This is a genomic window from Thermonema sp. (assembly GCF_026003375.1).
Classification (GTDB): Bacteria; Bacteroidota; Bacteroidia; order Cytophagales; family Thermonemataceae; genus Thermonema; species Thermonema rossianum.
In genome coordinates this window covers 199,758-221,587 of sequence record NZ_BPHD01000003.1, presented here as the reverse complement: position 1 = coordinate 221,587, position 21,830 = coordinate 199,758, and the positions used below count along the sequence as shown (strand labels likewise).

The 21,830-nt window shown below is 49.4% G+C and carries 19 protein-coding genes and 1 other RNA gene; 12 read left to right on the top strand and 8 right to left on the bottom strand.

Annotated features, from left to right (window positions below; translation table 11 throughout):
• Positions 1 to 37 precede the first annotated feature (37 nt).
• Entirely contained in the window at positions 38 to 463 is a 426-nt protein-coding gene (locus QVE43_RS10560) for a nuclease A inhibitor family protein (RefSeq protein ID WP_051633142.1), read from the bottom strand.
• A 238-nt stretch (positions 464 to 701) separates the two neighbouring features.
• Between QVE43_RS10560 and QVE43_RS10555 the strand changes: the two genes are divergently transcribed.
• From QVE43_RS10555 to QVE43_RS10540, 4 genes are all read left to right on the top strand, one after another.
• Positions 702 to 1,958 carry an OmpP1/FadL family transporter gene (locus QVE43_RS10555; RefSeq protein ID WP_288006981.1) on the top strand — a complete coding sequence of 419 codons (1,257 nt, stop codon included), beginning with the start codon at positions 702 to 704 and terminating at the stop codon, positions 1,956 to 1,958.
• Between the two features lie 46 nt (positions 1,959 to 2,004).
• The gene (locus tag QVE43_RS10550; protein WP_288006979.1) at positions 2,005 to 3,078 is read left to right on the top strand and encodes an SGNH/GDSL hydrolase family protein; all 1,074 of its coding nucleotides are present in this window, start codon (positions 2,005 to 2,007) and stop codon (positions 3,076 to 3,078) included.
• On the top strand, positions 2,993 to 3,418 hold the full coding sequence (locus QVE43_RS10545; RefSeq protein WP_288006977.1) for an SGNH/GDSL hydrolase family protein: 426 nt from the start codon (positions 2,993 to 2,995) through the stop codon (positions 3,416 to 3,418). Before QVE43_RS10550 ends, QVE43_RS10545 begins: the two co-directional genes overlap by 86 nt.
• 135 nt (positions 3,419 to 3,553) lie before the next feature.
• Positions 3,554 to 4,543, top strand: coding sequence for a hypothetical protein (locus tag QVE43_RS10540; RefSeq protein ID WP_288006975.1), 990 nt, complete (start codon positions 3,554 to 3,556; stop codon positions 4,541 to 4,543).
• 496 nt (positions 4,544 to 5,039) lie between these two features.
• Here the strand turns inward: QVE43_RS10540 and upp are convergent, their stop codons facing one another.
• Both upp and QVE43_RS10530 read right to left on the bottom strand, forming a co-directional pair.
• Positions 5,040 to 5,705, bottom strand: coding sequence for a uracil phosphoribosyltransferase (gene upp, locus QVE43_RS10535; protein ID WP_288006973.1), 666 nt, complete (start codon positions 5,703 to 5,705; stop codon positions 5,040 to 5,042).
• A gap of 51 nt (positions 5,706 to 5,756) precedes the next feature.
• A complete protein-coding gene (locus QVE43_RS10530) occupies positions 5,757 to 8,354 on the bottom strand; it encodes a PAS domain S-box protein (protein WP_288006971.1) in 2,598 nt (865 codons plus the stop codon).
• Between the two features lie 83 nt (positions 8,355 to 8,437).
• Here QVE43_RS10530 and QVE43_RS10525 point away from each other — a divergent pair, with 83 nt between their 5' ends.
• The 4 genes from QVE43_RS10525 to QVE43_RS10510 all read left to right on the top strand — a co-directional run bounded on the left by QVE43_RS10525 (position 8,438) and on the right by QVE43_RS10510 (position 12,587).
• A complete protein-coding gene (locus QVE43_RS10525; RefSeq protein ID WP_288006969.1) occupies positions 8,438 to 9,913 on the top strand; it encodes a nicotinate phosphoribosyltransferase in 1,476 nt (491 codons plus the stop codon).
• A 91-nt stretch (positions 9,914 to 10,004) separates the two neighbouring features.
• A complete protein-coding gene (locus QVE43_RS10520; protein WP_288006968.1) occupies positions 10,005 to 11,117 on the top strand; it encodes a bifunctional 3-deoxy-7-phosphoheptulonate synthase/chorismate mutase type II in 1,113 nt (370 codons plus the stop codon).
• A complete protein-coding gene (gene aroB / locus QVE43_RS10515) occupies positions 11,114 to 12,190 on the top strand; it encodes a 3-dehydroquinate synthase (protein WP_288006966.1) in 1,077 nt (358 codons plus the stop codon). Before QVE43_RS10520 ends, aroB begins: the two co-directional genes overlap by 4 nt.
• Positions 12,183 to 12,587, top strand: a complete 405-nt coding sequence (locus QVE43_RS10510) for an OsmC family protein (RefSeq protein ID WP_051633144.1) — start codon at positions 12,183 to 12,185, stop codon at positions 12,585 to 12,587. The genes aroB and QVE43_RS10510 overlap by 8 nt, the downstream gene beginning before the upstream one ends.
• 2 nt (positions 12,588 to 12,589) lie before the next feature.
• Here the strand turns inward: QVE43_RS10510 and rnpB are convergent.
• The 3 genes from rnpB to rbfA form a co-directional block, all read right to left on the bottom strand.
• An RNA gene (gene rnpB / locus QVE43_RS10505) (RNase P RNA component class A) lies at positions 12,590 to 13,008 on the bottom strand.
• A 58-nt stretch (positions 13,009 to 13,066) separates the two neighbouring features.
• On the bottom strand, positions 13,067 to 13,870 hold the full coding sequence (locus QVE43_RS10500) for a bifunctional 2-polyprenyl-6-hydroxyphenol methylase/3-demethylubiquinol 3-O-methyltransferase UbiG (protein WP_038030177.1): 804 nt from the start codon (positions 13,868 to 13,870) through the stop codon (positions 13,067 to 13,069).
• A 3-nt stretch (positions 13,871 to 13,873) separates the two neighbouring features.
• Positions 13,874 to 14,296: a 30S ribosome-binding factor RbfA gene (gene rbfA / locus QVE43_RS10495; RefSeq protein ID WP_288006963.1), complete on the bottom strand. Its 423-nt coding sequence runs from the start codon at positions 14,294 to 14,296 to the stop codon at positions 13,874 to 13,876.
• A gap of 141 nt (positions 14,297 to 14,437) precedes the next feature.
• Here rbfA and QVE43_RS10490 point away from each other — a divergent pair, with 141 nt between their 5' ends.
• Positions 14,438 to 15,853: a hypothetical protein gene (locus QVE43_RS10490; protein ID WP_288006962.1), complete on the top strand. Its 1,416-nt coding sequence runs from the start codon at positions 14,438 to 14,440 to the stop codon at positions 15,851 to 15,853.
• A gap of 98 nt (positions 15,854 to 15,951) precedes the next feature.
• Entirely contained in the window at positions 15,952 to 16,170 is a 219-nt protein-coding gene (locus QVE43_RS10485; protein WP_038030180.1) for a hypothetical protein, read from the top strand.
• On the opposite strand, the gene QVE43_RS10480 is transcribed toward QVE43_RS10485, so the two are convergent.
• Both QVE43_RS10480 and QVE43_RS10475 read right to left on the bottom strand, forming a co-directional pair.
• Positions 16,150 to 17,163: a glycosyltransferase family A protein gene (locus QVE43_RS10480; protein ID WP_288006960.1), complete on the bottom strand. Its 1,014-nt coding sequence runs from the start codon at positions 17,161 to 17,163 to the stop codon at positions 16,150 to 16,152. The genes QVE43_RS10485 and QVE43_RS10480 overlap by 21 nt on opposite strands.
• Positions 17,148 to 18,404, bottom strand: coding sequence for a hypothetical protein (locus QVE43_RS10475; protein WP_288006958.1), 1,257 nt, complete (start codon positions 18,402 to 18,404; stop codon positions 17,148 to 17,150). Before QVE43_RS10475 ends, QVE43_RS10480 begins: the two co-directional genes overlap by 16 nt.
• Before the next feature lie 67 nt (positions 18,405 to 18,471).
• On the opposite strand from QVE43_RS10475, the gene QVE43_RS10470 reads away from it, so the two are divergent.
• The gene (locus QVE43_RS10470) at positions 18,472 to 19,914 is read left to right on the top strand and encodes a DUF389 domain-containing protein (RefSeq protein ID WP_288006956.1); all 1,443 of its coding nucleotides are present in this window, start codon (positions 18,472 to 18,474) and stop codon (positions 19,912 to 19,914) included.
• Between the two features lie 321 nt (positions 19,915 to 20,235).
• The gene (dnaB, locus tag QVE43_RS10465) at positions 20,236 to 21,813 is read left to right on the top strand and encodes a replicative DNA helicase (protein WP_157630068.1); all 1,578 of its coding nucleotides are present in this window, start codon (positions 20,236 to 20,238) and stop codon (positions 21,811 to 21,813) included.
• The last annotated feature ends 17 nt before the right edge of the window (positions 21,814 to 21,830 follow it).

Here is a 21,830-nt window from a genome sequence, read left to right as displayed (position 1 = left end):
TTTTTATTTTTTGTACCCACAGCTACTCAAGCGCCCCTCAGGTCTCTACTATCTTGGTCTTCAGGCCTGCCCAGAAGTTACCTTCTTTTGCCTTGCCTACGATATAAACATCTTTTTCTACATTGCCCACCACAAACACTTGGGGCTTGCGCACCAGCTTACGCAATTCAAAAATCATTTCTTGAAACTGATCGACCATGTCCAGCTCTTCCTCTGTGTGCCAGTCTTGCGGCACGGCTACCGGATAGAAAAAAGCATCGAACGAACGTTCCTCTATAGGCACTCCGGGGGCAAGCGCCAATATTTCGCGTACCTCTTCTTTGGAAAGCGGTCCTTCACTCTTTTCCACCAACCAATAAAAGCCTTCAAAAGGCTCATCGGTTTCGCTCGGGTATAACAGATTGGCAGAGATGGCATCCAGGCGTAGAGCCACTTCAGCTGCTTTGTCTTCTTCTTGCATCATAGACTCTTCTTTGCTCGTTTTTTAGTGCGCAATATTATAAAACATACGAATATACATACCACTATGTTAGGTATGCAAACATAAGTTACTTTTTAAATTTCACACCACCCGCTTTTAGCAATATAAAAAACTTAAAAGTTGTATAGTACAATTAAAAAATATCACTTTTTTTTAGTATGAATGAATACTTATTTTATATTTGCTTTGTATTTTCAGTAAAAACAAAACGTAATGTATTATGAAAAAATTAGTACTTAGCCTATTGGTCGGAGCCAGCAGCTTTGCGGCTTACGCCGGCGGCTTCCAAGTGGTGCTGCAAGGCGTTCGACAAACCAGCATGGGTAATGTAGCCACTGCGGTGCCCGATGCGGCCAGCATTTTCTTCAACCCCGGTGCTGTGGCTATGCTCGAGGGCAACGTGGTGTCAGCAGGGGTAAGCCCCATCATCTCGCGCATCTCTTACCTTGAAAATGAGCCTTACTATGCCGAAGCCAAAACCGACAACCCGGTATCGCTGCCCTTCTATCTTTATGCAGCTTTCGGCTTCGGTCCTGAAAATGAAAACGGCGTTAAACGCCTGAAAGCAGGTATTGGCGTATTCACGCCTTATGGTTCTACCGTAAAATGGGAAGACGGATGGCCTAAGCAAACCTATCTGCGTGAGCTGTCGCTACGTGCTATCTACATTCAACCTACGGTTTCATTCATGATCAACGATTACATAGGCATTGGCGCCGGCTTGGACGTAGTGCTGGGTAGCATCAACCTTAAGCGTGGCATCGCAGACCCTACCACCGGCAATTTTGCTGAGGTTGATTTCACAGGCACGGCCGAAACAGCCCTTGGCTATAACGTGGGCTTGTTCGTGAAATCGCCCGATGGATTTTCGTTTGGTGTAAACTACCGCTCCAAAGTGATGTCGGAAGTAAAAGAAGGCGACGTAACCTTTGACCTGACAGGTACCAGCCAAACCTTCCAGCAGAATGCACAGCTGCAAAACACCAAGTTCAGCTCTTCGCTGCCTCTGCCGGGCGTGCTTACTGTTGGCTTTGCTTACAGCAACGACAAGCTGACCGTAGCTACCGACCTGCGTTATACTCAATGGAGCGCCTACGAACAGCTGAAGTTTGAATTCCAAGATCCTGTTGGCGGAGCCACTGAATCAGTATCCAAGCGTAAGTACAAAGATGCCATTACAGTAGGCATTGGCGCCGAGTATGGCGTAACCGACGCTTTGAAAGCACGTGTGGGTGCTTACTATGACTTCACCCCTGTGCCGGAAGGTTACATGACCGCCGAAACCCCCGATGCCAATGCATTGGGTTTAACTGCCGGCCTGGGCTACTCACTGGGCAACCTGAATATTAATGCAGGCTTCTTGTTTGTAAACAAAGAAAAACGCAGCCAGTTGGCAGCTACCGATGCCAACACCATCAGTGGCACCTTCAAAACCCAAGCTTATATTCCTTCATTCGGTGTGTCTTACAATTTCTAAGCTGACAGTATCAAGACCTTAGATACAAATCAAAACAAAGAAAACCATGAAAAAGAACATATTATACATAGCCATGGCTGCTGCCCTTGGCTTCACGGCCTGCCAGCCTGAGATAGAGTCGCCTATCAGTAAAGGCAGCGAAATCGACTTGACCAAATACGTAGCCATAGGCAACTCGCTTACTGCCGGTTATATGGACGGCGGCGTGTACAATGAAGGGATTGAAGCCTCTTATCCCAACTTGATTGCCAAGCAATTCAAGCTGGTGGGTGGTGGCGACTTTGTGCAAGCCTACTTCCCCGAAGGACAGGAAAACGGCAGTGGTTACCTCAAGGTAACCGGCTTCAACAACGGCGTGCCAGTCGTAGAAACCGAAACCAACAACCTGGCTGTTACCGGTCAAACTTTACCCGGCGGTGCTGCCCAGTTAACAGCTTACAGCGGTCCCCTGCCTAACAACTTGGGTATTCCGGGCATTGCTGTAGCCAACTTGCAAGATCCACTGTATAGCCAAGGAAACCCTTATTTTGAACGCTTAAAGTCAGGCAATCCCACCAGTTACATAGACATGGTAGGTGAGGCAGCCCCCACTTTCTTCACCTGCTGGATGGGCAACAACGACGTATTGGGCTTTGTTACCAGTGGTGGCACCTCCCCTATTACCAATGCCGCTACCTTCCAAACCAACTATCAAGCTCTTATTGACAAGCTCACCGAAAATGGGGCAAAAGGTGTTATAGCCAACATTCCCAATGTTACTTCCATTCCTTATGTATATGCACCCAATGCTTTGGTTGCCCAACAAGCCGGAGGCAGCTTCCCCGTTATTCCGCTGGACGCAACCACTGCCGCACAGCTTAACGGTGCTTATCAGTTAGCCGGCTATTCTGATCCCGGTTTTCAAGCAGGTAATAACTACCCCGTCATTGTAGTAGATGACCCTGCTACTGCCAGTGTAATTGAAGTGCGTCAGATGGATCCCAGTCAAGATCTGCTGCTGTATCACTTCCTGAACCCTGCCAACCCCACCGGTTATGCAGGACGAAATAGCCACCGGCCGCGGCTGGATGAGCGATACCGATGGCGACGGCACCCCCGACACTCCCACCCCTATTGCTGACCGGGATGTGTTGGACTATGCCGAGCTGGTAGAAGCAATTACCGCCGTAGTTACCTTCAACACCATTATTCAACAAGTGGCTGATGCTGCAGGCATTCCTGTGATTGATACGGATCCTTATTTGTTGCAAGTATTGAGCGGACAAGGCATTGAAGGTGTGCAGGTAGATGGCACGCCTTTCAGTGGTGGTTTCTTCTCTATTGACCAAGTGCACCCCACTCCCAAAGGCTATGCCATCATGGCAAATATTTTCTTGCGTCATATCAACAAGGCATATAATGCCAATATCCCGTTGATTGATATCAACGCCCTGAACCCCAGAGGCGTGAAGTTCCCCTAATCGATGAGGCTTCCTGAAAAAAAAGAAAAACCTGCCACTTTGGGCAGGTTTTTTTGTCATACGTTTCACCAAAAATGTAAACATGGCACAAAATTTGACGTATACATTCGTGTTCAACAAAAAATGTTTTGTCCTATGAAAAAAGTGAGTGTAATCTTACTGAACCTGCTGGTAGCAGCCAGTGTTGTGTTTCTCAGCTCTTGCAAAAAAGATCCGGACGCACCTCTACCAACAATTGACTTCACCAGCACACCTGAGGCAAGCTATGCCTTCAACTCAGGTACCAACTTTAATTTAGGTGTAAAAGTATATGCGCCGGAAAAACTTAAGCAGGTGGATGTTCAGCTCGTCGTGTCGGGGCTTCCCAATCAAAATCTTGAAAACTTTCCTAAAAAAAGTGGCTTTACCGAAAACAATACCACCTTCGAAGCCACATTAAGCATCCCTATCGCCAGCAGCTGGACCAATGGCACTAAGGTGGAAGTGCGCGTAATAGCCAAAGATAAAGGTGCTAACGGTGGGCGTACCATCGAACGCTCTTTCTTCTTTACTGTTGGCGAGGCCGGCAGTGGCCGGGTAGAAGCTGTAGATATTGGTGCCGGTGGCTCTGCTCCAACTCTCAGCGGTATAGTAGAAGTCACCTTGGGCGACCAAGGCGCAACCGAAGGCAGCTATCTGCGTACCGATAACGGAACCGTATATACCACTTCACAAGTGGATGCTCTTGACTCTACCAATGCCGCCAAGATAGACATTACTCTTGGGCAAAGCACCGGTGGCAGCGTAGGCGCCGGCAAGATTGTTTTGATATCTCCCGCCTTGCGTGCCTCTGATAACGACGCCGCCTTGTTCGGCACTAACTTTAACTTCGGTTCTGCCGGTGCCAACAAGTCTTCAAGCACCGACACTTACTTTGCAAGCACTACACTGGACCCTGCCACTGCTACTGCCGAAGAAGTGGATGAGCTCGGCATCAGCAGCAGCCAAGACTATATGGTGATTACTGTGGATGGCAAATATGCCTTTGTCAATGATATGGGCAAGAAAGGCGTAATAAAAGTAAAAAGCATTCAAAATTCAGGCTCAGGTAAGAGCGTAATACTTGAATATGTAGTGCAGAAATAAGCAGTATCTGCATAAGCTTAAAAGAGGGACCTTAAAAAAGTCCCTCTTTTTTTTATACCCCCTGAAAAAGCGCCGATACACCTCCTCCTCCCCTTCTGTCGTTATTTTGAGCGAAACGCAGCTTGACGTTTCGAGTCTCACGCAGTGAGGCAAGAAGCCTCATCCTTCCAAACTACGGGCGGCAAAAGAGATTTCTCGCTTGCGCTCGAAATGACAAAAGGGGAACGCTCGAAAAGACAAAAGGAATACTTGAAATAACAAAGTGAGATGCTCGCTAACAAAGCAAGGAAAGCAATTGTACAAATACAGCTTGTCATTTCGAACGGAGCGCAGCGTAGTGAGAAATCTCTTCAAACCAAGCTACAGGAGGCAAGACATTTCTCGCCTACGCTCGAAATGAAAAGGGACAAGACTCAAAGAAGTCAATACCAAAAGCCGCTGTATCTGCCACCCGGCACCCGGAGCATAAACCAAGCACACGCCTGCAACACTTGCCCTACAGCTTCTCGCCAAAAGCCAAGTCGCCGGCATCACCCAAGCCCGGTACTATGTAAGCTTTTTGATTGAGCGCGGGGTCGATGTCAGCTACCCAACAACGGGCAGAAGGCAGTTGCTGCTGTACATACTCTATACCTTGACGCGCCGCAATTACCGATACAATGTGTAGTGCCTGAGGCTCGCCACCTTTTGCCGCCAACGCCCGGTAGGCTGTTACAATAGACTTTCCGCTTGCCAGCATAGGGTCTATCAGAATGAGTGTGCGCCCCTCGAGGGCAGGCGTAGTAGTATAGAATTGCTCAATCTCAACGCCTTCTGCTCCACCGGCTTCGCTACCTTCTTTCCTGTACTCGCCCACAAAAGCTGTATCGGCTTCGGGAAACATGCGGCGGAATCCTTCATAAAGCGGAATGGCTGCTCTTAAAATAACGCCTAAAACAGGCGCATCAGGCAAGCGGTAATGCTCTTTGGTGCCAAGGGGTGTTTTGACAGTGGCTTGTTCGTAGTTGAGTTGTTTGGATAATTCATAAGCCAGCAAAAAACCTAAGCGTTCCATGCTGTCCCAGAAGAGGCGCCTGTCCTGCTGCCTTTCGACCGAGCGCAGGTCGGTTAAATAATGATGGGCAATGGACGCTTGTTCACTCAATACAAATAGTTTCGACATGCTTAAAACGGTTGTAACGATTCAAGAAGCCTGCAAGACTGTGCAAAGCTACTAAAGCTGCTTGAGCTCTTCAATATTTCTTTCCAAACGATACACTTTTTTCTCAAGTGCTTCCACCTTGCCCTCGAGGTCTATTTCATGATGTTTATCGGCAGACAGGTCCACGCCTATAAAAAAGACATGCTCTATCTCTTGATTGATATTGCGCGCAGCCACGGCTGTTAAGCGCACATACTTATATTGAAAATCTTGGGCAGCCATCAACACATCGCCGGTGACTACTTCGTCCTGTTCCAGGCGGCGGGTGAGGTCTTCGAAGTCGAGGCGTCCCAAAATCAACTCATCAATATGGGCATGTAATGCCTGCTCGCGTTCAATGCCCAGCAAGCGGCAGGTATATTCGTTGATGTCCAAAATATGAAAATGCTTGTCTGTTTCTATGCTGATGCAAGCACGCTCAAAAGCCACTTGCTTGGCGCTCAGCTCCTGTTGCGAGCGCATCATGCGTTGTGTGCTTTGCACCTTACCTGTGATGTCGGTGGCAATACACAATACTTTTTTGAACTCCCCTTTGTCATTATGAATAGGGAAGAGCTGCGCACGCATCCAGAAAGGGCTTCCGTCCTTTTTGGAACGCTTAAGCTCTTTTTCCAGGTAAATGCCACTGCTCAACTGCGACCACAGCAAGTTGAACTCGCCCGGATCGGCATCAGCCGGGGCATACATCATGCGTGATTTGCCCAATATCTCTTCTTTGCTGAAGCCTGTCACTTCACAAAAACGGTCGTTCACATATATAAAATTGCCTGCGCTATCGAACTCCATGACGATGGCTTTTTCCCGTATGGCATCCAGCAAACTGCGGTACTCCTTGCTTTCGTATTTAAGCTTTCTGACTTCGCCTGCCAGGCGGTCAATTTCATTTTGAAGCTCTTCTTCCTGCAGGCGCATTTGTTCAGTCATCAGGCGCGACTCTTCAAGCAAACGGCGTGTCTGCTCCGCACTTTTGAGAGACAGAAGCGTGGACCCAATATCGCCGGCCAGCTCTTCTATAAAACGGCGCTCTTTTTCGCCAAAAGGATGAAAAGAAGCCAGCTCCAATACGCCCAACGTTTGTCCACGTGCTTTCAGGGGAACAATCAAAAGCGAACGCGGCTTTTCGCTGCCCATGCCACCACTAATTTCCACATACTGTTCCGGCACCTTGAGCAAATAAATGGTATTACCTTCCACCCAGCATTGCCCCACCAAACCTTCGCCCTTGCCTACTTCTTTTTTTACCAACCGTTTGCGGTCAAAAGCATAAAAGGCAGTCAGTGCCAAATGTGTTTCTTCTTCGTCTTCTTCTGCTTTCAGCACAAAAAGAGCAGCCTGCTGTGCCCCCACATAGCCGACCAGCTCGCGCATCAGCTCATCATACATTGCTTGCACGTCATCGGTATGGCGCAAAATTTCGGCGAAAAGATTCAGCCCTTCGGTTATCCAGCTCCGGTCGCGCTCTTCTTGTGCCACCTCAATCAATGCCTGACGCATTTTTTTCAAAGAAGAAGCCACCTCACCATCGGGCAAGCCTTCCAGCTCTGCTTCCAAATGTCCTTGTGCCACTTCTTCGGCAAAATGCCGGATGATTTGCATATTTTCCCGTATCTGACCGCCATCCACACATAGCTTTCCCAATTCATCTTGTGAAACAGGCACAGACTCCGGAACATTGGTTTGGGCCAATTCACCAAAGAAATGATGCAGGCGGCGCAAACCGGAAGACAGTCGCATATAAGCCCAACGGCTTCCCAGCAACATCAATACAAAAAGAATGATAAGCACGGCAAAGCCTTCGATGAGCATCAATAGGCGGTTGCGCGCTATCAAATCGCGCGACAGGCGCATTTGTCCGTCAAAGTTCAACAATAAGCGCTCTATTTCTGCCTGCACCTTGTCACTGACAGGTGCCACTTTGCTTTCAAACTCTTGCTGAAGGGGATTGTTGCCGGTAAGGCTGCCCGTCTCTAAGGGGGCATCAAACAAACCGCCTTCGGTCCAATCCGGTGAGACCTCTTCAGGCAGGCTGCCGGTAAGCGTATCTTCCTGCTGCGGCACAGCCGCCGTGAGCGAGTCGGTAGCCAAGGGGGCATCGAACAGGCTGGGCGTGTTTGCTTCCTGCTGTATTTCGCTTATTGCCTGCTCATACATTTCACGCTCACTCTCAAAGGCTTTGTCTATTTTGTGTTTCTTGATAAAAGTCAGCTGTTGGATTTGCAGCTTTTGCAGGCTGATAATCACATCTTGAAGCAAGGTGCGGTCATCTACGCTATGCCAAAGCTGCTCTTTATGACGCAGGCTGTCAATATAGGGCTGCAGCTCGTATTTCCACAGACGGTTGTGCTCCAGCTCGTACTTTTCATCGTCGAACAAGATACGGAACAAAGTGGCTTGGTTGGTGCGTTCGACCAACTGACTCACCGAAAGCAAGTATCGTTGCGAAGGATACAACACCTCTTCTATGTAGGCATGTTCTTCTTCTGTGTCTTGCCACAACAGCCAGGATGACCATACGGCAAACATCACCAAAAGAGTAGCCGCTGCCGTGCTATAGAACATGCGTCTGCGAATGATAGAAGGGAATTGAGTCTGAACCGCCTTGCCTTTCATAAAAATACTTTGAAAAAACTGCACATACTTATTTCAAAAATAATAATTATTTTCAATTTATTGCATTCAAAAAAAGAGTACACATGCACACACGACTTTATAAGGAATCGCTTAGCCTGCATACCGATTTGTATCAAATCACCATGGCATATGGCTATTGGAAAAGCGGTAAGGCAGAACAAGAAGCGATTTTTCATCTCTATTTCCGAAAACACCCCTTTCAAGGCGGCTTTACGGTAGCTTGTGGTTTGGAAGATGTGATCGACTATCTGCAGCATTTTTCTTTCACGGAAGAAGACCTGAGTTATTTGAGCAGCCTTAGCGGCAACGACGGCAAACCGCTGTTCGAAGCAGCTTTTTTGGATTTCTTGCGAAACAGCCGTTTCCGGTGCGACGTGATGGCAGTGCCCGAAGGCAGTGTGGTCTTTCCCAACGAGCCCTTGTTGCGCATACAAGGTCCTTTGTGGCAGTGCCAAATTTTGGAAACGCCCCTGCTCAATATCATGAATTTTCAAACACTTATAGCCACCAAAGCGGCACGCATACGCTTGGCAGCCCAACAGGACCCCGTCCTGGAATTTGGCTTGCGGCGGGCACAAGGCATCGACGGGGGCTTTTCTGCCTCACGCGCTGCTTATATCGGCGGGTGCGACGGCACTTCCAATGTGTTGGCAGGCAAGTTGCTGGGCATTCCGGTCAAGGGAACACACGCCCACAGCTGGGTCATGTCTTTCGACAGCGAAGAAGAAGCATTTGAAGCTTATGCACAAGCCATGCCCAACAACTGTATCCTGCTGGTCGACACCTACAATACCTTGGAAGGAGTAAAAAAAGCCATCCGGGTAGGGCAGCAGTTGCGTGCCCGTGGATACGAACTGGCCGGCATACGGCTTGACTCCGGCGATTTGGCTTACTTGAGCATCGAAGCACGTAAGCTATTGGATGAAGCAGGCTTTCACAATACCAAGATTGTAGCCAGCAATGACTTGGACGAGCATATTGTCGAAAGCCTCAAGCAGCAAGGTGCCCGTATCGACATATGGGGCATAGGCACCAAGCTGGTAACTGCCTTTGACCAACCGGCCCTCGGCGGTGTGTACAAAATAGCCGCTTTGAAAAACCTGCAAAATGGTGAGTGGGAATATAAAATCAAATTATCGGAACAAAGCATCAAGGTATCGGTGCCCGGTAAGCTGCAAGTCAGACGTTTTTATGACAGTTCGCGCGGGCTTTATGTAGGTGATATGATTTACAACGAACTCAATCCGCCGGAAGGCAACAGCTTCACCATCGTGGACCCGCAAGACCCCATTCGCCGCAAACGTCTTTCGGCAGAAGCTTTTGTGCATAAAGAACTGCTGGTGCCGGTTTTCGAGAAGGGACAACTGGTATACCCCTTGCCCGGCTTGGAAGACATTCGCCAACACCGGCAAGAAGAGCTGTCCAAGCTGCACAGCAGCATCAAACGTTTTGTAAACCCGCACCTTTACCCTGCCGGTTTGGAAAAGGGATTGTACCGTTTGCGCGAAGACTTGATAGAGCAAATGCGTCCACAATAGGCAGAACCATCTGCATGCCTGCTTTGTTTAATTTCATTAAGCAAGCTGCTTTCTGTACTTTTGTGGAATTCAAACCGAAGAAATCACAGCTATGAGTGTACAACTTGACATTGCCGATTTGCAAACGTGGCTACCGCACCAAAGCCCACTGGTGATTGCCGGACCGTGTAGCGCCGAAACAGAAGAGCAACTTCTTGAAACCTGCCTGAAACTAAAAGAGACGGGCGTGCATGCCTTGCGGGCAGGTATATGGAAGCCGCGTACCCGTCCGGGCTCTTTTGAAGGGCACGGCGCCAAAGCCTTGCCTTGGGTGCAAGCCGTAAAACAAGCAACCGGTTTGCCTTTTTGTATAGAGGTGGCTTCGCCGCAGCATATAGAACTTGCCCTCAAGCATGAGGTAGATGTTTTGTGGATAGGGGCACGCACCACCGTTAACCCTTTCAATGTGCAGGATATAGCCGACGCCCTGCGTGGCGTCGATGTGCCGGTGATGATAAAAAACCCCGTAAACCCCGATTTAAAACTATGGTTGGGCGCCATCGAGCGCTTGCATCAAGCAGGCATTCGCAAGATGGCCGTCATCCATCGTGGCTTTTCTACTTATGAAGAAAGCAAATACCGGAACCCGCCCATGTGGCAAATCCCCATTGAGCTGAAGCGCCTGCTGCCCAACATGCCGCTCATTTGTGACCCGAGCCACATAGCCGGGCGGCGCGACCTGCTCTTGCGTATTGTGCAAAAGGCTTTGGACCTGAACTATGAGGGCATCATGATTGAGGTGCACCGCAACCCGCAAGAAGCTTGGAGCGATGCAGCCCAGCAAATCACCCCCGAAGCCTTAGGCGAGATGCTGCAGCGGCTTGAGTTGCGCCACCCCAACATAGAAGACCCATTGGATGCCAACATTTTGGATACCTTACGCCAAAAAATCGACAATATAGACCACGAAATTGTGGAGCTGCTTGCCAAACGCATGAATATCGTAGAGCAAATTGGCGAGTACAAAAAAGAGAAAGGCATTACCATTTTCCAGCTTGAGCGCTGGAACCAGGTATTTCGCACCCGCTCGGAATGGGCACAACAACACGCCCTGAATGCCGAGCTGATAGCTGAAATATATAAGTTGATTCATGTGGAGTCTATCCGCATACAGACCGAGGTAATGCAAAATCAGGCGCAGCCCAAAGACCAAACACAAGGATGAACCCGCTGAATTTGCCTCTTGCTTACCCAATTGTTGTGGAGGGCAACATCGCCTACAGCCTGTCGCTTTTTTTAAGCCGGCAGCACTATTCACAGTTATTTGTGCTTTGCGACACGCACACGCAACAACACTGCTACCCCCTTTTGCAGGCAAGTTTACCTACCCACCATTTGATAAGCATTCCGGCGGGCGAAGCACACAAAACGCTCGATACCTGCCGGCAAATATGGGAACAACTGACTGCCCATGCCGCCGATCGCTCTGCCTTACTTATAAACTTGGGCGGCGGCGTTTTGTGTGATATGGGCGGATTTTGTGCTGCTACTTACAAGCGGGGCATTCGTTTTATTCACTGCCCCACTACCCTGTTGTCACAGCTGGATGCCAGCATTGGGGGGAAGTTGGGTGTTGATTTCATGGGCTTGAAAAACCATATTGGAGTATTTCAGGACCCTTTGGCTGTGTTCATAGGCACCGTTTTTTTGCAGACCCTTCCTTCAAGGGAAATCACTGCCGGCTTTGCCGAGCACATCAAACATCTGTTGATTGCCGACGAAGCGGGATGGCAGGAGCTGCTGCAAGCCGATAGCTTACCCATTCACCCGGCTACCATCGCGCGTTCGCTTGGTATCAAGGCCGGCATTGTGGCAGCCGACCCACACGAAAAAGGATTACGCAAAGCACTGAACTTCGGGCATACCATAGGGCATGCACTGGAAAGCTACTTCCTGCAAAGCCGGCAGGCACTGCTGCATGGCGAAGCGGTAGCCTTAGGTATAAAGGCAGAAGCGTATATCAGCCTTCAAAGAGGCTATATTCAGCCCGGCGAGTACCGGCAAATAGCTGCGCTGATTGATGCCCACTACCCCGCTGTTACGCTCAATAAGGAAGATATGAAAGCAATTGCCACTCTTTGTGTGCAAGACAAAAAAAACGAAGGCGGCAAAATCCTTTGCACACTGTTGGGGGGCATAGGAAAGGTGCGTATCAACGAAGCGGTATCGAAAGAAGAGATAGAACAGGCTTTGCTACAAACCAATGTTCCCGTTCAAATACATGGCAACCATGAGTAAAAAAACAACCCTAAAAGCCTCTATCGGGCGCGAACACTACCGGGTAAAGCTGCAAGCGCGTCAGCATTCATTTTTGGCCGATGAGCCTTTGGAAGCCGGCGGTGCCGACAGTGGGCCTGCCCCCGACGAATACATACTTGCCGCTTTAGCCAGCTGCACAGCGGCTACCTTGCGCATGTACGCCGACCGGAAAGGATTCGACTTGGAATCGGTAGAGTTGGAGCTTTCATTGGAAGTAGTGCCCGGAACGCCTCCCATTACGCATATCAAACGCTTGATTCAGCTCCATGGTCATTTGGATGCAGCGCAGCGCCAACGTTTACTGGAAATAGCCAACAAATGCCCGGTGCACCGCATCTTAAGCAATCCTATTGACATTCACACCGAGCTCCTGTAAAAGGAGCGGGCAAGCCTGTAAGCCGGGTTCTGTTCCCTTCCTTTGCGGAAGGGCGCTTACCATTTATCTGGGCTTGGCATTGCTGCCAAGCTCAAACGACCTACCCGCCGGCGTCGGGCGAGCCACCCTTAGCACCGCATATGATATGAAGGTGCTTGCCGGCCTATTTGGTCTTTCGGCGCGTAAGGTTTACCGTGCCTCCGCGTGTCACCACCGGAGCGGTGGGCTCTTACCCCACCTTTTCACCCTTGCCTGTGCGCCGCTAATGCGGACGCCATCGGCGGTTTGTTTTCTGTGGCACTGTCTGTCCCCTGCCCTTTGAGGGGCAGGAGCCTTCCCGTTAGGAAGTACGCTGCTCTATGCCGCCCGGACTTTCCTCTGCTTGTGCCTTGCGCCAAGCAGCGGTAAGCCGGCTTGCCCGGTGTTTGAAACACCTACCGGTAATATGAAAGTTCCCGGGGGTGCACATATCTTCATCATCATTTGAAAGCCATAGCCAAAATAGCTTCCCCTTCTTTGTGTTCCCCCCAAATGTCGATATAGTTCAGTACTACACACAGCGGATAAATCAACAGGTAGTAGAAGGGCAGTAAGAAAGCCGCTTTCTTTGTGCGGTTCAGCCACTGCATGGGGTACTTGACCGACAGGCGCCAGGACCACACTCCCGCTTTGGCATACACATAACGTGCTTTGATGTGCCGGAAGCCGGCCGCTTTCAGTTTAGTGCATAGCTCTTCCTTGCTGTACCCGGCACGCACCTGCTCTTCGCAAAAAGGTTTGTTGCCTTTTCCTTCCCGTAAAGACATCAGCGAAGGCACATATACCAACAACATGCCCTCATGGCGCAAAGAGGTATAAAAGTTTTGCAGCACCAAGGCATCGTTTTCAATGTATTCAAGGATATCGATTGCCAAAATCAGGTCAAAAGCATCGGGTTGCGAGAAAGTAAGCAGGTCTGCAGTTTTAAAATATAGATTGGGGTGCTTCTCGCACTTGAAAAGCCGGTTGTTTTTGCAAATATCGGCTATGTTGATGTCCACTGCCAACACGTTCCACTCTTTGCATCGGCTTGCCAGGTAGTAGGCGTGCTGTCCTAAGCCGGCGCCCGCATCCAAAATATGTTGGGGGGTTCCTTTGCGGTGCTTCGCCCATTGGCGGATGGCACGACGCACATACCACACACGCAGCAGCAGCAAGCGCAACAGCGCAAACAACAGCTTTCGTAAGATGGGGCGGTGTTGAAAGTGGTTGCTAATTTGTTGTTTTACCGGATTGTAGCGCATGACTTACTCCTCCTCGTCCGAACCGTCCAGGTCATCTAACTTTTTATAGGCATCTAAGCCATAGTCTTTGTCTTCCGGGGGAATTTCAATGTCTTTTAAAAGCTTTTCTATTTTTTCGGCCTGCTCCAAGGTGTCGTCCAAAAGGAAGCGCAACTCGGGCATAATGCGTATTTGCTTGCCAATACGCAAAGCCAGCTGGTGGCGTATCCATTTGGCTTGTTCTTGAATATCGGCCAAAACACTTTGCTTGTCCTGAGTAGCGTAAATGCTCAGATAGATTTTGGCAATTGAAAGGTCGGCAGTTACTTCGGCATGTGTAACGGTAATGAGGGCTTTGGGTAAGACGCCTTTGGTGTCGCTTTGGAAGATATTCGCAATTTCCTCTTGAATGAGGTGAGCCACGCGGCGCTGTCTTCTCGTATTCATCTTGTCTAAGTCGTTCTTTTTGAAACAGCTAAGCTATTTTTTTGGCTTTTATGCTGTTGAGTCTTGCAAAGTTAAGACAAATTTTATTTCAATAAAAAAGCTTAATTTTCCGCAACATTTGCATATAAAACAACAACAGCCTTGCTAATCGTTCGGTTACTTAAAAACGACAGTGTTCTGCACTATCTTTTGCTCATCATTTTGTTTGCTGCGCTCCGGTTGTTGCTTTTTCTGCAGCACCCGCAAGCATTAAACGAAGAGATTGCTTTTATAGAAATAGGCAGGAGGCTGCAGGAAGGCGATGTGCTTTACAGAGACCTGTGGGTATCTACGTCGCCCCTGTCGGCCATGTGCTACTGGCTGTTGTCTTTCCTGGGGGATTTTCCTTTGCTGGCTTTTCGTCTTGCTGCTTCTCTCATTGGCCTGTGGGTTGTTTTGCGCTTCAACGCACTGTGTATGCAGCTGCACCTTTACAATCAGCGGCATGTGCTTGTTGGCTTTTTCATGGCGGTATTTTTTAATGCACATCCGGCTTTTTTGGTGCTCAGTCCCGAGCTGCTGGCCATGCCTGCTCTTATGTGGGTGATTTATTACAGCATTCGTCAAATAGACGAGGGCACACAGAAGAGCTACCTGCTTGAAGCCGGCTTTTTCATGAGCATAGTTTTGCTCATACACCTGCCCTATTGGTGGTTATTGGCGGCCTGCATTTTTGCTTACTTCCTGTATTCCAATGCCAATGCTACACAACAACTAAGCTTTGTGTTTACGGCCGGCATGCCCCTGCTGTTGGTCCTTCTTTTTTTCTATTGGACCGGCGACTTTAACAGTGTAGCCACGCATTGGTTGTTGCAAGCGCTTCAGGCTGCACGGAGTGTTTTTTTGGAAGAAAACGTGTTTTTATGGGGCATCCCCCTTCTTGTGCTTTTTGGTATTTTTCTCGTAGGCACCTGGCAAAGTCCGCAGTTCATCAACTATCAGGTGCGCGCCCAAATGACTCTTTTCTGGCTGGGCACGGTAGCCGGCTTGCTCTTCTGGTTCGGTGATTTTAAACAGTGGTACAATTTCTACCTGCCGCTCAGTGTGGTAGCCTTCTATGCCACCCACTACCTGTTGATAATCAAAAAGAAATGGATGCAAGAGCTTTGTGCCTGGCTGCTCATTGGCTGGGGAGGCAGTCTGCTCTTTTTCGGCACCGCCAACAAGCCGGAAAAAACCTTGCCAACGATACCGGCGGCCGGCGCTTCGGCACGTGTGTGGGTCATTGGTTACGATTATGAATGGTACCGGCAATACCGGAGCGCTACACCTTTCTTCGATTATAAGCTCAGCCGGCGCTACCTGGACCAACTGAACCATTATGGGGCTTGTGAATACCTTGCGCAAACCATTTTACAATCGCCCCCTGCCTTTATTATCGACAGCATGCAGCGCTGGGAAGAAATAAGCCGGCAAATTCCTCTGTTAGGAGCGCACTATCGCCCCACACGCTTGCCCCATGTGTACCGGTACACACCCAAAGCAAACGGGGTCCCGCCTTTTCGAACTGCTGACTGAGCTCAGTCAATGCCTTGTTGTTCAATGACACCGATCATTGGGTGAGGCGGACAAATCCCATAGCTTTGAGTATCGTAAATCCTAAAAGCACAACTACCATGAATCAGAAAGCCAAATACCGCCTCTTTGTCAGCTCGCTGGTGCTCATGCTTGTTTTGACTATCTTTTTGGTACTCTTCTTTGTGCTGGGTGCTGACTATGCCGGTGAGCTCACCTTAGGTGCACTGGTGTTTGTGTCCATTTACTTTATTGTACTGGCCGGCGTCTTAGGCGATGAAGATATGCCGCAATCATCCTCATCGCAATCGGCGCAGTAACCAATCGCAGCAACGCCGGTAAAGCAGGTATGCGGGCCGCCAATACCCTAAAGAAAGCAGCTTGCCTATTATCCGGGCAAAGGGAGACAAATGCCTGCGCAAGGCAGGAAAGCGCAAGACTTGTTCGAAGCCTTGCGCTGCTTTTTTGTCGCCTACATACATAGCCAGGCGCCAATGATAAAAGGTGCGCCGTGCCAGTGCCCGGTATTCTTCTTCGGTTTGGCACAAACTCAGCGCTTTGTAAGTCACCTGCAAGGTGCTGCGCAAATGGGCATTGGGCGGTGGTGCATAGAAACCACTGTTGTGCGAAGTGCGTAGTTGCCGCTTCATGACCGTACAAGCATCTACAAACAAAAAAGAGGTACAGGAGGCTGCCCGTACCCAGAAGTCAAAATCTTCATAACTAAGTGTTTCATCATAGCCTTGCAAACGGTGCAGCAAAGCCGAACGCATGACCATGGTAGGCGTGCAAATAAAGGCACTGTGCAAAATGGCTGCTTTGACATTGCCGGAAGGCACCTGCACCTTGGCATGCTCGGCAGCATCTACCGGGTAGTGCGTGCCCAACACTTTGCCTTGCTCGTCTATATACCAAGCATTGGAAAAGCTCACACCGGCTTGGGGGTGCTGCTCCAGCACTCGCACATGCGCTTCTATGTGCGTGTTCAACAACACATCATCTGTAGAAAAATCGATAACATACTTCCCCTTTGCCCATCGCAAAGCATGATTGAATGCCCGGCAGTTGCCTTGTTTTTCCTCAAAAAAGAAAGTTCGAATTGCCCTTGGTTTACTGCCTTGTCTTGCGCACTCATGGTAGTATTCTTCCATCCACTCAATGATGCGCACCTTGGAAACATCGTGGCTGGCGTCATCTACAATCAGTAATTCCACACAGGGGTGAGTCTGCCCCACCACCGACCACAGGGCTTGTTCCAAGTAAGGCGCATGATTATGACACAAAGCAATGACCGAAACTAAGGGCGCTTCCATAAGACATAAGCATAAAGAACCACTGCATATGCCACATGCTCAATAGCATATGCCATGGGCAATGCTGCTACTGCATACAGCTGATACAGCGAAACTAAAGATAACAAGTAAACCACAACCGAAAACAACTGCATCACCAAATAGTCCACCAATGCTTGCCTTGCCAGCAGCAGCAAAGCGCCCCAGCAGCTCAACATGCGGAAAAAGTCACCTGTCAGCTGCCAGTGAGCCCATGCAGCAGCACGCACAAAGGGCTCGTCATACAACAAACCAAGCCACCACGACCGGCTCCACCACAGCAGCACGACCATAGCCAAAAGCACGGGGGCTGCCACCCGCAGCTGGCGCACGGTATAAGCCCACGCGGTCTTTCCATCGGGCATTTCACAGGCCACCGGATAGTAAGCGGCTGCCAAGAATGCCAACAACATACCTATCAACAATTCCGACATGCGCACCAATGCCTGCCAATAGCCCGTATCAAGCATACCGAAGGTATTGACTGCCCACAGGCGCACTTCAAACGAAAGCAGCTTATCGAGCAACATGCCTACCAGCGCCAGCAGTATAAACTGCCAAAAGATGGCATACTCTTCATACAATGCCAACCACCATTTTTTTTGCAAGGGCGGAAAAGCGGGCACAGCCACAAGCAGCACCACCAATAACGGCAACCAGTAACTTACAGCCAGGGCGGTCAGCACAAAAGAAAGCTCGCCGAAGCGGCTTGCCCAATAAACAGCCAGGAAACTACACCCCGATAACAGTGCGTTGGCAATTCCATACCATACGTATGACTTTGCCCACAGGAAGTATTGTAAAAAAAGCTGCAACAGAATGTAGGCCAGTATCGATGCCAAAATGCCGAAGTACTGCTGCGCGTCGAAGTTGAACAAATTGAGAAAATGCTGCAAAAAGAGTGTGGGAATGGCAATCACCACCAGAAAAAGAGCCACATCCCAAAAATGTGCTGCCAACCACAACTCTGTGTTCAGTAGCTCCGGCTTTTTGCCGGCAATACTCAGCCACGCCCGGTGTACCCCTTCAACAGGCAAAAAAGACAAAAGCGCCACGAAGTTCAAGAAATGCATCAATACGGTGATGCCTTCTTCGCCAAAGGTGATGGCTATTTGTTTCGATATCAAAAAATTGAAAATAATTTTTGCCCCCAACGCAAGCAAAATCCAAAAATAGCGGTAGTTTGACGGTACTACTGCCGGTGAACTTTGATTTACTTTCATGCCTTTTGATTAAGCTTTTTTAAGTAGGTTTGTTCAAATATACACAAAGCCGCCAAACACAAAGACTATGGAACAGGGAAACGAAACCCCCACCTCCAAACCATCTTTATGGCAACAAATAAAGCGGGCATTGCTGCAACTCTTGCAACAACGTTTCTCGCTTAGAGAAGACTTCGACATGGAGGGCAGCGCCAAAGCCATCTCCAAAGATATTTACTTCAGCGGTCACCGGGTGTGGATTCTCATTTGCTCTATTTTTATTGCTTCCATCGGGCTGAATACCAACTCTACGGCGGTCATCATCGGTGCCATGTTGATTTCCCCCTTGATGGGACCTATCGTAGGGGCAGGCATGGCCATAGGCACCAATGACTTTGCCATGCTGAAAAAAGCCGTGCGCAACTTCATAGTGATGGTGGGAGTCAGTTTGGTCACCGCCACCCTTTACTTCTTAATCACGCCTATCGACACCGAGCAAACTGAACTGGTTGCCCGCACCCAACCTACCATCTTGGATGTAGGCATTGCTTTCTTTGGTGGGCTGGCGGGCATCATCGGAGCCACACGTACCGAAAAAGGCAATGTGATTCCGGGTGTTGCCATTGCCACTGCCCTGATGCCTCCGCTCTGCACAGCCGGTTATGGGCTGGCCCATATGAAGTGGAACTTCTTCTTTGGCGCTTCTTATCTTTTCGTGTTAAACTGTGTATTCATTGCCCTGGCTACCTACCTGATAGTGCGCTACTTGCGCTTCCCTTATGCAGAAGTGCCCGACGAAGCACAAGCCAAACGCCTGCAACGCTACATGCTGGTAGCCGTGTTGTTGATTGTGTTGCCCAGCGGATGGCTTTTCTGGGGCGTCGTTCAGAAAACCATTTATGAAACCAATGTCAACAAGTTTATAGATGCCTTACAAAAAAACGAAGGCATAGAGGTCATATCCAACAAGATAGAATACGACAAGAAAAACAAACTACACCGCCTGCATGTGTATCTGTTGGGCAAGCAAGTGGACTCTATCAAATATGAAATACTGAAACGTGAGCTGGACGACTATGGACTACAGAACACAGAGCTCGTCTTGCACCAAGAAGGCGGCCTCACCTTCTCGGAGTTATCCCAAATAGAAAGCCGCCTGACGGGCGAAGTAACCAACCAGCTCAAAGAACAGCTGATGCAAGAAATGCTGACCAAAACAGAGGAGGAGCTGCGCCACAAACAGGCCGTTATCGACAGCCTGCAGCGCCTGGCACAAACGCAGCAGCAAAGCAGCCTCGAAAGAGAACGCTTCGCACAAGAAGCCTATGCCCAATATGAAGGATTAAGTGCCCTGAGCATTGCCGAAGTGGTAGAAGTCTTGCCCGAAGGCAAAAAAGACACCCTCCCTACACTTTTCCTTCGCTGGACCAAAAACATACCACGCTCAAAACAAAAAGAACAAGAGCAAAGATTGCTCAAATGGGCAAAAACCCGTTTTCAATTCGATACCGTACGGGTAGTTCATTATTGACAGCCCATACGGTGCATTTGTGTGTTTCAGGCGGCGGCCTTACGGGCAGGCTGCCTTTTTTGTTTGCTCATTGTAGGTTTTTTGTTCATCTTCCATTTACAAGAAAAAAGTGCGGGCGCTCTACTGCTACTGAAAAACGACCACCACACCACGGCATACTCCCTGAGGGAAGACAAGCCTTTCCTTTTATTTTTTCAGGCGAAAACGCCCATGCCACAAATGCAATGGCTTTACACTTTTGTAAGCTGCTCGATTTCGTATCTTTGCATAAAAACCTTTTCTTTCAAATAGCGTAATTAAAAAACTTCTCTCACACCGGCTATGGCACATTCCCCTATGAACTCCAAAAAAGACAAAGAAGCCTACAAAACGATTCAAAAAGAGCGCATACAATCACTGCCGCAAGCTATAGAAGTGGAAGAAGCAGTGCTGGGTGCTCTTTTATTCGAAAAAGATGCCATTGTTGATGTAGCCGACATATTAAGTCCCGACAGCTTTTATCGCCCCCAACACCAAGAGATATACCGTGCCATAGAGCAGCTCTTCAAAGAAGGGCACCCCATTGACATCATAGCTGTAACCGATGCCCTGCGCAAAGCAGGCAAGTTGGAAATGGTGGGCGGGCCCCTCTATTTGGGCGAACTGACCACCAAAGTCAACTCGGCAGCCAACCTCGAGTACCACGCCCGCATACTTAGCGAATATGCCCTGAAACGCGACCTGATTCGCATTTCGGAAGAAATCCAACAAAAGGCTTTGGAAAATAAAACCGACGTATTTGAGCTGCTGGACCACGCCGAACACTCTTTCTTTAAGGTATCTGAGAAAAATATCCGGCGCAATTATCTCGACATACAAAGTGTCATTCAGCAGTCGCTGCGCGAACTTGCCAATAAAAAAGACATGAGCGACGGACTCACCGGGGTGCCTACGGGCTTTACCGAGCTGGACCGCTACACGGCCGGTTGGCAAAAATCCGACTTGATTATTATCGCCGCACGGCCGGGTATGGGTAAAACGGCTTTCATTCTTTCGGCACTGCGCAACGCAGCCGTTGACTTCAACATGCCGGTAGCCGTGTTCTCTTTGGAGATGTCTGCGGTGCAGCTCATCAACCGTTTGATTGCCGCCGAAGCCGAAATCAGCAGCACGCAACTCAAGCAAGGCAAGCTGAGCGAAGCCGAATGGAGCCGCATGCACCAGCGCATTGCCAAGCTGGAACAATCAAAAATATTTATTGACGACACGCCCGCCCTGTCTGTGTTGGAACTGCGTGCCAAAGCGCGCCGCCTGAAAGCCCAGCATGACATACAGCTCATTGCCGTGGACTACCTGCAGTTGATGAGCGGGGGCGAACAAGGCAATAAAGGCAACCGCGAACAAGAGATAGCCTATATTTCCCGCTCTTTGAAAAACATAGCCAAGGAGCTGGATATCCCGGTCATAGCCCTTTCGCAGTTATCGCGTGCCGTAGAGCAACGTGGCGGCGACAAGCGCCCGCAACTCTCCGACCTGCGCGAATCGGGCTCCATCGAACAAGACGCCGACTTGGTGCTGTTCCTTTACCGCCCCGAATACTACGGCCTGACCGAAGACGAAGAAGGCAACCCCACGGCCGGCATTGGCGAAGTAATCATTGCCAAACACCGGAACGGTGCTTTAGGTACCGTGCGTTTGCGTTATATCAACGAATTCACGAAGTTTACCAATCTGGACAACTTCAACATGGGGGCTTTTGACCACGAACCGGCTTTTACCGAGCATGTGCATCCGCTTCCACACCACACGCAGACCATACGCGTACAAAGCCGCCTGAATGAAGATTTGGACAACGAACTACCCCCCGGCAACGGCACCCCGCCGGCAGAAGATCCTTTTGATGACCTGCCACCTTTTTAAACGAGCCTTAGAACCCC